11 protein-coding genes and 1 other RNA gene are annotated in these 10,067 nt (G+C 66.7%); 8 read left to right on the top strand and 4 right to left on the bottom strand.

Translation table 11 applies throughout. The features are described from left to right. Window positions 1-612: 612 nt before the first annotated feature. The 4 genes from ffs to recR all read left to right on the top strand — a co-directional run bounded on the left by ffs (window position 613) and on the right by recR (window position 3,455). An RNA gene (gene ffs / locus VGV41_RS15700) (signal recognition particle sRNA small type) lies at window positions 613-707 on the top strand. Window positions 708-767: 60 nt separating this feature from the next. Next, entirely contained in the window at window positions 768-2,525 is a 1,758-nt protein-coding gene (locus VGV41_RS15695; protein WP_326864844.1) for a DNA polymerase III subunit gamma/tau, read from the top strand. Beyond that, window positions 2,522-2,842, top strand: a complete 321-nt coding sequence (locus VGV41_RS15690) for a YbaB/EbfC family nucleoid-associated protein (RefSeq protein WP_326864847.1) — start codon at window positions 2,522-2,524, stop codon at window positions 2,840-2,842. The genes VGV41_RS15695 and VGV41_RS15690 overlap by 4 nt, the downstream gene beginning before the upstream one ends. Before the next feature lie 7 nt (window positions 2,843-2,849). Further along, complete coding sequence (gene recR, locus VGV41_RS15685; RefSeq protein ID WP_326864843.1) at window positions 2,850-3,455, top strand: recombination mediator RecR; 606 nt, start codon at window positions 2,850-2,852, stop codon at window positions 3,453-3,455. A gap of 23 nt (window positions 3,456-3,478) precedes the next feature. On the opposite strand, the gene VGV41_RS15680 is transcribed toward recR, so the two are convergent. The 3 genes from VGV41_RS15680 to VGV41_RS15670 all read right to left on the bottom strand — a co-directional run bounded on the left by VGV41_RS15680 (window position 3,479) and on the right by VGV41_RS15670 (window position 6,346). Next, complete coding sequence (locus VGV41_RS15680; protein WP_326864842.1) at window positions 3,479-3,760, bottom strand: hypothetical protein; 282 nt, start codon at window positions 3,758-3,760, stop codon at window positions 3,479-3,481. Window positions 3,761-3,844: 84 nt separating this feature from the next. Beyond that, window positions 3,845-5,206 (bottom strand): AmpG family muropeptide MFS transporter, encoded by a 1,362-nt coding sequence (locus tag VGV41_RS15675; RefSeq protein ID WP_326864841.1) that lies wholly within the window; start codon window positions 5,204-5,206, stop codon window positions 3,845-3,847. A 3-nt stretch (window positions 5,207-5,209) separates the two neighbouring features. Further along, window positions 5,210-6,346: a DNA recombination protein RmuC gene (locus tag VGV41_RS15670; RefSeq protein WP_326864838.1), complete on the bottom strand. Its 1,137-nt coding sequence runs from the start codon at window positions 6,344-6,346 to the stop codon at window positions 5,210-5,212. 139 nt (window positions 6,347-6,485) lie between these two features. Here VGV41_RS15670 and VGV41_RS15665 point away from each other — a divergent pair, with 139 nt between their 5' ends. The 4 genes from VGV41_RS15665 (at window position 6,486) to VGV41_RS15650 (ending at window position 9,547) form a co-directional block, all read left to right on the top strand. Further along, complete coding sequence (locus VGV41_RS15665; RefSeq protein WP_326864836.1) at window positions 6,486-7,043, top strand: peptide deformylase; 558 nt, start codon at window positions 6,486-6,488, stop codon at window positions 7,041-7,043. A gap of 6 nt (window positions 7,044-7,049) precedes the next feature. Continuing rightward, window positions 7,050-7,970 carry a methionyl-tRNA formyltransferase gene (gene fmt, locus VGV41_RS15660; protein WP_326864835.1) on the top strand — a complete coding sequence of 307 codons (921 nt, stop codon included), beginning with the start codon at window positions 7,050-7,052 and terminating at the stop codon, window positions 7,968-7,970. Window positions 7,971-8,053: 83 nt separating this feature from the next. Continuing rightward, window positions 8,054-8,380 carry a hypothetical protein gene (locus VGV41_RS15655; protein WP_326864834.1) on the top strand — a complete coding sequence of 109 codons (327 nt, stop codon included), beginning with the start codon at window positions 8,054-8,056 and terminating at the stop codon, window positions 8,378-8,380. Window positions 8,381-8,518: 138 nt separating this feature from the next. Next, window positions 8,519-9,547, top strand: a complete 1,029-nt coding sequence (locus VGV41_RS15650) for a fatty acid desaturase (RefSeq protein WP_414705131.1) — start codon at window positions 8,519-8,521, stop codon at window positions 9,545-9,547. Window positions 9,548-9,550: 3 nt separating this feature from the next. Here VGV41_RS15650 and VGV41_RS15645 read toward each other — a convergent pair whose 3' ends face one another. Beyond that, window positions 9,551-10,063, bottom strand: coding sequence for a pyridoxamine 5'-phosphate oxidase family protein (locus VGV41_RS15645; RefSeq protein WP_326864832.1), 513 nt, complete (start codon window positions 10,061-10,063; stop codon window positions 9,551-9,553). Window positions 10,064-10,067 lie beyond the last annotated feature (4 nt).

The raw sequence follows: 10,067 nt of genomic DNA, 5'->3' as shown, positions 1-10,067 counted from the left end.
TCGGTCGATGCGGCGCCCGCGGGCAGGCTGACGCACAGCCTGCGCTCGGGAGGCCCTGGCCAGCCGTCCGCCGGCATTACGACCGGCTGCCCGCCGCTCTACGGAGCAAGGGCTGTACGCGGCGGCGACGAAGGAGCGGCGGCCACTGCTCCGGATCGAGGGCTTGAACACGGGCCCTGTCGCTGCCCGGAAGCACGGCCCAAAGGGCCTCAAGGAGAACGCCGCATGTGGAGCGCCGGGAGGCGCCTTTCTCCGATCGCAAGGAGGAAGGAGACGCCTTCGCACGGTGTCTCGGGCGGCTTTCGCCGGCCGCTCAGGAGCGCGATCGCAAGCGCTCCGCGTTTCCCGGCGCTCCGCTCCCCTGGTTTGGGGAGCGTGATGAGGAAGGGGACGAGGGCCTGCCCGGGGCCGACCAAAGAATACGGGCGATGAGTCGCGTCTGGCGCGGAACGCCGTCACAAACTCCGTTCATTCCCGCGAAAGCGGGAATCCAGCTGGGCGGCTCAGCGCTGGGTCCCCGCTTTCGCGGGGACGAACGGAGGATCGGACTGCCGCTGTGGATGCCCGGCCCTTCGCTTGCTTTCCGCCCCCCAAGGCCCGATATAGGTCGCGGGAGGTTGGCGGTGGACGAGCCACTCGCCAACCGGGTCAGGTCCGGAAGGAAGCAGCCCTAACGAGCCCGGTTCGGGTCGTTGTCAGCCTCCCACCCTTTTCACGCCTCCCCAGGCACTTTTCGCGCGGGGCAACCCGCGCCGGCGGATGGCACGATGAGCGAACCCGCGAACCCGGCCGGTCCTGGTTCCGCCCCGGCCGAGGGCGGCTACCGCGTCCTCGCGCGCAAATACCGTCCGGCCTCGTTCGAGGACCTGATCGGCCAGGAGCCGATGGTCCGCACCGTCTCCAACGCTTTCGATAGCGGCCGCATCCCGCAGGCCTGGATCCTCACCGGCGTCCGCGGCGTCGGCAAGACGACCACCGCCCGCATCCTCGCCCGCGCCCTCAACTACGAATTGCCCGACGGCTCCGTCACCGGCCCCACCATCCACATGCCGGTGATGGGCGTGCACTGCCAGGCGATCATCGAAAGCCGTCACATCGACGTGCTCGAGATGGACGCGGCCTCGCACAACAGCGTCGAGGATGTCCGCCAGATCAACGACGCCGTGCGCTACGCCCCGGTGTCGGCGCGCTACAAGGTCTACATCCTCGACGAAGTGCACATGTTGTCGACGGCGGCGTTCAACGCGCTGCTGAAGACTCTGGAAGAGCCGCCGCCGCACGCCAAGTTCATCTTCGCCACCACCGAGATCGGCAAGGTGCCGGTGACGGTGCTGTCGCGCTGCCAGCGCTTCGACCTGCGCCGCGTCGAGACCGCGGTGCTGGTCAAGCATCTCGCCGGCATCGCCGCGAAAGAGAAGGTCGAGATCGAGGACACCGCGCTGGCGCTGATCGCGCGCGCGGCCGAAGGCTCGGTGCGCGATTCGTTGTCGCTGCTCGATCAGGCGATCGCGCATGCGGCCGGCGCTGTACGCGCCGAGGACGTGCGGCAAATGCTCGGTCTCGCCGATCGCGTCCGCATCGTCGATCTGTTCGAACATCTGATGAAGGGCGACATTGCCGCTGCGTTGGGCGAGTTGCGCGCGCAATACGACATCGGCGCCGACCCGGCGGTGGTATTGTCCGATCTCGCGGAGTTCACGCATTTCGTCACCCGCGTGAAGGTGATTCCCGCGGTCGCCGACGACGTGTCGCTGTCGGAAGCCGAGCGCACGCGCGGCCGCGACTTCGCGGCCAAGCTGTCGATGCGAATCCTATCGCGCACCTGGCAGATGCTGATGAAGGGCATTTCCGAAGTGCAGGCATCGGCGCGCCCGGTCGCCGCGGCGGAGATGGTGCTGGTGCGCATCGCCTATGCGGCCGATCTGCCGACGCCCGACGAGGTCGTGCGCTCATTGGGTGATGGCGGCGGCGATGTGCCGGCGCGGCCGTCCGGCAATGGCGGCGGCATGCCGACATCGGCGCCGCAAGGTTATGCGCGCAGCGGCGCGCGCACCTCGGCCGCCGTGTCGCCGCGCCCGGCGGATGATCCCGTTGCCTCCGAGCAGGCGGCGCCGACTTTGGCGATTTCCACGTTCGACGCGGTGGTCGCGCTCGCCGCCGAGAAGCGCGACATCGGTATGAAACTCGCGCTCGAACGCGACGTGCGGCTCGTGCGTTGCGAGGAAGGCCAGCTCGAGATCGCGCTGGAGCCGGCGGCGGCGAAGACGCTCGTGCACGACCTTCAGCGCAAGCTCGGCGAATGGACCGGCAGGCGCTGGATCGTCGTCGTGTCGAAGGAAGAGGGCGCGCCCAGCCTGCGCGCGCAGGCCGAGGCCGACAAGGCCGAGCTCGAACGCGGCGTGCAAGCCGACCCGCTGGTGCAGGCGGTGCTGAACCGCTTCCCCGGCGCGAAGATCGTCGGCGTCACCCAGGCGGCGCCGGAAGAGCCGGCCGCCGACGCCGGCCCGGAAGAGAGTGAGGACTGATGGACTTCATGGGCATGATGAAGCAGGCGGCGCAATTGCAGTCGAAGATGCAGGCGCTGCAGGCCGAGCTCGACACCATCACCGTCGACGGCACCGCCGGCGGCGGCGTGGTCACCGTCACGCTCACCGCCAAGGGCGACTTGAAGGCCGTGAAGATCGACGACTCGATGATGAAGCCGGGCGAGGCGGAGATCGTCGAGGACCTGCTGATCGCCGCGCATGCCGACGCGCGCAAGCACGCCGAGGCCGTGCTGCAGGAGAAGATGCAGGCGGTCACCGGCGGCTTGCCGCTGCCGCCGGGCCTGGGACTCGGCTGATCGAGACATGCCCTCCGCCGTCGCCGGACCCGAAATCGAGCGGCTCATTCAGCTGCTCGCACGCCTGCCGGGCCTCGGCCCGCGCTCGGCGCGGCGCGCCGCACTGCATCTCATCAAGAAGCGCGAAGCGCTGATGGCGCCGCTCACCGCCGCGCTCGAGACGGCGATGGAGAAGATCGAGGTCTGCAAGACCTGCGGCAATATCGACACGCAGAACCCGTGCACGGTGTGCACCGACCAGCGGCGTGATCCGTCGATCATCGTCGTCGTCGCCGACGTCGCCGATCTGTGGGCGCTGGAGCGCGCGCATGCGGTGAACGGCCGTTACCATGTTCTCGGCGGCACGCTGTCGCCGCTCGATGGCGTCGGGCCGCAGGATCTGTCGATCGACGCGCTCATCTCGCGCGCGCACGATGCGGAGGTGAAGGAAATTATCCTCGCGCTCAACGCCACCGTCGACGGCCAAACCACGGCGCACTACATCACCGAGCTGCTGGGCGAGGCCGGCGTGAAGGTCACGCGGCTCGCGCACGGCGTGCCGGTCGGTGGCGAACTCGACTACCTCGACGAAGGCACGCTCGCCGCCGCGATCAAGCAGCGGACATTGTTCTAGCCGTCAGTGCGGCCTTCGAGCCGTCAGTACGGCGGCCGCATCACCTGCACTTGCGCCATCGGCACCACCGGCAGCGGACGTCCGTCCGGGCCAATGGCGATGTGCGAGCAATTGCCGTCGCGGTTGACGTGCGACTCGCCGGTCGCGTTATTGACCGAATAGGAGTAGTGGCAGCCATTGCCGTCGTATTCGGCGTTGGTCCAGTTGCCGTCGGTATATCGGTTGAAATATTCGGCATTCGCGGCTGACGCCCAGCCGATGGCGAGGGCGCAGATGCCGAGCGCAAGTTTCGCGGACGCGCGCATGGGAACCTCCATTGTAGGCTGCACGACCAACGCGACTTCGCGTTCGATCGTTCCGGCAGCGAATTTGGAGGAACTGCGGCGGCTCTATGACCGCTTTGGCTCGAGGCTCTTGAAGTGGCCACGCATGTGCAGGAAGGCGAGCAAGAGCAGGCCGGGCGCGGCCAAGGCCGTGCAGATGACGAAGTACCAGAAGTAGCCGGCGGCGGCGACCACATAGCCCATGGCGGCGGAGAAGATGGTGCGGCCGACGGTCGCCAGCGCCGTGAGCAGCGCGTATTGCGTCGCCGTGTGCAGCGGATTCTGGCAGAGCGCCGAGAGATAGGCGACGAAGATCACCGTGCCGAAGGCGTCGGCGAAGCTCCACACCGAAACGGTGACGGCGAGCGCCGGCAGGCTGTGGCCGATGACTGCCAGCATCGAGAACAAGAGGATCGTGAAGGTCTGCAGCAGGCCGCCGATCCACAGGCTGCGGCCGAGCGGCAGCGCGCGCGCCACCACGCCGCCGGCGAAGCCGCCGAGCAGCATGGCGGCGAAGCCAGCGCCCTTGCTGATCGCGGCGATCTCGCCGAGCGAGAAGCCCACCTGCAAAAAGAACGGCGTGTTCATCGACGACGACAGCGCGTCGGCGAGCTTGAACAGCGCGACGAAGGCGAGGATGACGAGCGCCATGTCGCGCGAGAGGAAATCGACGAAGGCATTGAGCGCCGTCTTCACGGCGCGGCCGAGCGGATTGTCGCGCCGCTCGTGCACATGCGCCGTCTCCGCCTTCATCGACACCGTCGGCTCGCGCGCGACCAGAGTGGTCGCCATGCCGATCAGCACCAGCGCGGCCATCGCCAGGTAGGTCCAGGTCCATGCGGCCGGGATCGTGTAGCCGGCGGCCTGCAGCCGATCGACCAGCACAAGCGCGCCGGCGCCGGACACCAGCATGCCGACGCGGTAGGCGGCGACGTAGGAGGCCATACCGGCGGCCTGCTCGTCCTCCGGCAGGCTCTCGACGCGGAAGGCGTCGACAACGATGTCCTGCGTCGCCGAGGCTGTGGCCACCAGCAGCGCGCCGAGCGCGACAAGGCCCGGCGCCGCTGCCGGATCGCAGAAGGCGAGGAAGATGACCGCGGCGATCAGCAGGAGTTGCGACAGGATCAGCCAGGCGCGGCGGCGGCCGAGCATGCGCGACAGCAGCGGTACCTCGAACGCGTCGGTCAGCGGCGCCCAGAGAAACTTGATCGAGTAGGGAATGCCGACCGCAGCGAACAGGCCGATGGTGCGGATGTCGACGCCGCTCGTCTTCATCCAGGCCTGCAGCGTCGTCGCCGTCAGCGCGAGCGGCAGCCCCGACGAGAAGCCGAGAAACAGCACGACGAGCACGCGGGCGCGCAGATAGACGGTGAGCGCTTCGAGGAACGTCGGCTTGGCCGGCGCGGCCGTCTCGGGAGACACGGCCATACTTTACTCCGCCGCCCCGAGCTTGCGCACGGTGGTGTCGATCGCCTCGACGCCGGCCTCGCCTTCGAAATCCAGCCCTTCAATCCTGCCGGCGCGCTTTTCGATCCGTCCGGCGGAGGTGAGGATGTCGTCCATGTCCTTGGTGGTCTGGCCGAAGTGCCCTTGCAGTTTGCGCACGCGCTCGCCGAGCAGGCCGACGTCCTTCATCATGTGGCCGATCTCGAAGCGGATCTGGTCGACGGCTTCTCGCATCTGCGCGTCCTTGCGCATCTGCCGCACGAGTTGGATCGCCAGCACCGCCATGTTCGGCGACACGATCATCACGCGGGCGCGGCGGGCCCGCTGCACGATGTCGTCGAAGCTCTCGTAGACATCGGCGTACATCGACTCCGACGGGATGAACATCAGCGCGACGTCCTGCGTCTCGCCAGGGATCAGGTATTTATCGGCGATGTCGGCGATATGCTTGCCGATGTCCTGCTTGACGCGCTGAACGGCAAGCTTGCGATCATCCTCGGTCGAGGCGTCGCGCCAGGCCGTCATCGCCTCGAGCGGAAACTTGGCGTCGATGATCAGGTGACCGGCTTCGGGCACGAAGATCACGCAGTCCGGCCGCGTCTTGTTGGTCAGCGTGTATTGAAACTCGTAGGCGCCCTTCGGCAGCAGGTCCATGACAATCGCTTCGAGCTGGCCTTGGCCGAAAGCGCCGCGCGTTTGCTTGTTCGCGAGGATGTTGTTGAGCGAGCCGACATGCATGGTCACCTGCGTGGCCAGCTCCGCGATATTCTTCTGCGCGTTGTCGATGACGGCGAGACGCGTGTGCAGGTTCTGCAGGTGCTCGGCCGTCGTGTTGGTCGAGGCGGTGAGGCTTTCGCCGAGCCGCGCGGTCACCGCGTCGAGGCGCTGGTTCACCGTCTGCTGGAACTGGCCCTGCGAGGTCTGCATGGTCTGCTGCAACTGGCCGTGCGCGCTCTGCAGCCACGAGGCCATGCCGTCGAGGCGCGAATTAAGCGCGACGAGGCGCTGTTCGGCGGCCGGATCGGCGACCGGCGCGCGCGGCCGCAAGAGCAGGGCGATGACCGCGGCAAGGCCGAGGAGCAGCAGGACGCCGAGACCGATGAGTAAAGGTGTTTCCGCCATGCGCCTTCTCTACCGCGATTCGGGGAGCGGGTGAACGAACGGCGAACGGTAGGGCTGCGGCGCGACGGCCTCAAGGGCCTATTTTCCGTGTCTTTCCGGTTCCATTGACCGTTTCGCTGCAAGCCCTTACATCGCGGCCATGGCGATCCGCGACATTCTCATCATTCCCGACCCGCGCCTGCGGCTCCAATCCGAACCGGTCAACACGGTCGACAAGGGCATCCGCACGCTCGTCGACGACATGTTCGAGACGATGTACGCCGCGCCGGGCATCGGGCTGGCGGCCGTCCAGATCGGCGTGCCGCTGCGCGTGGTCACCATGGACCTCGCCAAGAAGGACGACGAGAAGGAGCCGCAGGTCTTCATCAATCCCGAGATTACATGGGTCTCGGAGGACAAGTCGGCCTACGACGAAGGCTGTCTGTCGATCCCCGAATATTACGAGGAGGTCGAGCGGCCGGCGAAGGTCAGGGTCAAATATTCCGACCTCGACGGCAAGCAGCAGGAGATCGAGGCCGAGGGCCTGCTCGCCACCTGCCTGCAGCACGAGATCGACCACATCAACGGCGTGCTCTTCATCGACCACATCTCCAAGCTCAAGCGCAACATGGTGATGAAGAAGTTCAAGAAGGCGGCCAAGCGCGGCGAGCCGGCCAAGTTCGCCGAGGACAAAGAGCCCTCGCACCACATCGGGTAAGCTCCGATGCCTCTTCGCCTCGTCTTCATGGGCACGCCGGATTTCGCGGTGCCGACCCTGATCGAGCTCGCGGCACGCGGGCACGACATCTCCGCCGTCTATACGCGCGCGCCGAAGCCGGCCGGGCGCGGCATGGACGTGCAGGTCACGCCGGTCGAGCGCGAGGCGCGGCGGCTCAAGCTGCCGGTGTTCACGCCGAAGACGTTGCGCGACACCGAGGCGCAGCTCACCTTCCAGTCGCATCAAGCCGACGCGGCGGTGGTCGTCGCCTACGGACTGATCCTGCCGAAGCCGGTGCTCGATGCGCCGAAGCTAGGCTGCTTCAACGTGCATGCTTCGCTGCTGCCGCGCTGGCGCGGCGCCGCGCCGATCAATCGCGCGGTGATGGCCGGCGACGCGGAGTCGGGCGTCACCATCATGCGCATGGACGAAGGCCTCGATACCGGCGCCATGGCGATGATCGAGCGTACGCCGATTCAAGCCGACATGACCGCCGGCGATCTGCACGACGTGCTGGCGCCGCTCGGCGCCGACCTGATGGCGCGCGCGCTCGCCGCCGCCGAGCGCGTTACGCTGACACTGACGCCGCAGCCCTTGGACGGCATCACCTACGCCGAGAAGATCTCCAAGTCCGAGACGCGCATCGACTGGGGCAAACCGTGGCGGCAGGTGCACGACCACATCCGCGGCCTGTCGCCGTTCCCCGGCGCCTGGTTCGAACTCGACGGCGTCCGCATCAAGGTGCTGCGCTCGACCAGGGGCGAGGGATCTGGCGCGCCCGGCACCGCGCTCGACGATTCGCTGACCATCGCCTGCGGCGACGGCGCCGTGCGGCTTATGCAGGTGCAGCGCGCCGGCAAACAGCCGATGAGCGCCGAGGACTTCCTGCGCGGCACCAAGGTCGAGGCCGGCAGCCACGTGGCTTAAGTCTTTTGGCTCGGGCGCGAATCAATTAACAGATGTATTCCGGTGTTGTCCGCGTTGCGCCTGTCGCCATTCGAGGGAGCAGCATGAATACGGGCTACATCCTCATCGCTTGCGGCCTGGTTAGCCTGGCGATTGCCGTCAATCTCCGCAATCGCGGTCCCGGCGGCGCACGGCGCGCCGCGATTGCCTTCCGCCTCTGGGTGACGCGCGGGCTCTATCGCGGCGACCTCTCGGCGCTCGCCTGCGCCCGGCACGGCAACACGTTCGACATCGATGCCGATCAGATCGAGCGTCTGCACCAGCGCGGCTTCATGCGCAAAGGCCTGTTCGGCGGCTTCCGCGTCACGCTGAAGGGCCGGCTGGCGCTGATCGTGCGCTCGGCCGTGGGTCTCGAGCAGCCGGCCGGCTGACATCAGAACGGGATGATTGCCGTCCACGATCACCAAAAAGCCCCGATTATCGGGCAGGAATTGCTTTCTTCCCTTGTATCGCGACATAGTTGGACGCGGCCCAACCGGCGCCCGGCGCTACGATCTGGAAACATCAGCTTGAGCATTGGCCACAACTCCGAAATCTCGCCCGCCCAAGCGCGCCTCTGGACCCCGATCCTGAACCGCTACCGCGAGCCGAGCCGCGCGCGCGGCGTGGTCGAACTGGCGATCACTGCGCTGCCCTTGATGCTGCTGTGGGCGGCGGCCTGGCTGCTCTATTCGTTCGGCTTCTGGTGGGCATCGCTGCTGGTCGCGCTCCCCGCCTCGGGATTCCTCGTGCGGCTGTTCATCATCCAGCACGATTGCGGCCACGGCTCCTTCTTCCCCAACAGGGCGGTGAACGACTGGATCGGCCGCGTCATCGGCGTTCTCACCATGACGCCGTACGATTTCTGGCGGCGCGCACATGCGATCCATCATGCCACATCCGGCAATCTTGACCGGCGCGGCATCGGCGATGTCGATACGCTGACGGTGCGCGAATATCTCGCCCGCTCACGATGGGGCAGATTCAAATATCGGGTCTACCGGCATCCCCTCGTGATGTTCGGTATCGGGCCCGCTTATCTTTTCCTGCTGCAACACCGCCTGCCGGTCGGATTCATGCGCGCCGGCTGGCAGCCTTGGGTCAGCACGCAGGCGACCAATGCGGCGATTGCGATGGTCGCAATCGCGCTGATCCTGCTTATCGGCGTCAAGGCGTTCTTCCTGGTCCATCTGCCGATCCTGCTGCTGTCCGCCGTGTTCGGCGTCTGGCTGTTCTACGTGCAGCACCAGTTCGAGGATACGTTCTGGAACGAGAGCCGCGGCTGGGATCTGCATGAAGCCGCCTTGCACGGCTCGTCGTATTACGATCTGCCGCTGTTGCTGCGCTGGTTCACCGCCAATATCGGTATCCACCACGTGCATCACCTGCACAGCCGCATTCCATACTACCGGCTGCCAAACGTGCTGCGTGACCATCCGGAGCTGCGCCAAATCGGCCGAATCACCTTGCTGGAAAGCTTCGGCTGCGTGCGCCTGACTTTGTGGGACGAGACGCAGCGCCGGCTGGTGTCGTTCCGCGAAGCGAGAGCTGCGACCTGAATCTCAGGCGGCGTGAAAGCTCGCCCAGTGGTGGCGCCGCGCCTCGACGAATTCGGCGAGATCGTTGTCGGTCACCTGCAGCAGGTCGGTGTGACCGAAGCCTTGCGAATAATCGAGCAGCGACACGATCTGCGGCGTGATGCGCAAGAGCGGCAGCTCGGCCGGATCGGGCGGCGGCATGATCTTGTACTCGGGATAGCGTCTGAGCAGTATTTCCTGGACGTGCTCGCGCTCGCCCGGGTCGGTCGAGATTTCGGCGCGCGCGGCGATCGACAGGCCCTTGATCTGCAGCGGCTGCGGATAGTCGTTGGCGATGGCCAGCGACACGCGCGGATCGTGCACGACATTGGCGTATTTCTGGCTGTCGCGGCCGATGACGCAATAGATGATAAGGCCGTCATTGACGTAGCTGACCACGGTCGCCTGCGGCCAGCCGTCCGGCCGGTTGGTGGCGATGGTCATGATGCGATGCTGGTCGAGCAACGCAATGGTGCGACGCTTGAATTCGTGCTTCATGGAA

Source organism: Pseudolabrys sp., assembly GCF_035943735.1.
GTDB lineage: Bacteria > Pseudomonadota > Alphaproteobacteria > Rhizobiales > Xanthobacteraceae > Pseudolabrys.
Note: the sequence above shows the minus strand (reverse complement) of the source record. Positions and strands in the feature narration are given on the sequence as shown.

Coding starts and splice junctions, on each gene's coding strand:
- VGV41_RS15695 (WP_326864844.1), top strand. CDS start 768: ATGAGCGAACCCGCGAACCCGGCCGGTCCTGGTTCCGCCCCGGCCGAG.
- recR (WP_326864843.1), top strand. CDS start 2,850: ATGCCCTCCGCCGTCGCCGGACCCGAAATCGAGCGGCTCATTCAGCTG.
- VGV41_RS15680 (WP_326864842.1), bottom strand. CDS start 3,760: ATGCGCGCGTCCGCGAAACTTGCGCTCGGCATCTGCGCCCTCGCCATC.
- VGV41_RS15675 (WP_326864841.1), bottom strand. CDS start 5,206: ATGGCCGTGTCTCCCGAGACGGCCGCGCCGGCCAAGCCGACGTTCCTC.
- VGV41_RS15670 (WP_326864838.1), bottom strand. CDS start 6,346: ATGGCGGAAACACCTTTACTCATCGGTCTCGGCGTCCTGCTGCTCCTC.
- VGV41_RS15665 (WP_326864836.1), top strand. CDS start 6,486: ATGGCGATCCGCGACATTCTCATCATTCCCGACCCGCGCCTGCGGCTC.
- fmt (WP_326864835.1), top strand. CDS start 7,050: ATGCCTCTTCGCCTCGTCTTCATGGGCACGCCGGATTTCGCGGTGCCG.
- VGV41_RS15655 (WP_326864834.1), top strand. CDS start 8,054: ATGAATACGGGCTACATCCTCATCGCTTGCGGCCTGGTTAGCCTGGCG.
- VGV41_RS15645 (WP_326864832.1), bottom strand. CDS start 10,063: ATGAAGCACGAATTCAAGCGTCGCACCATTGCGTTGCTCGACCAGCAT.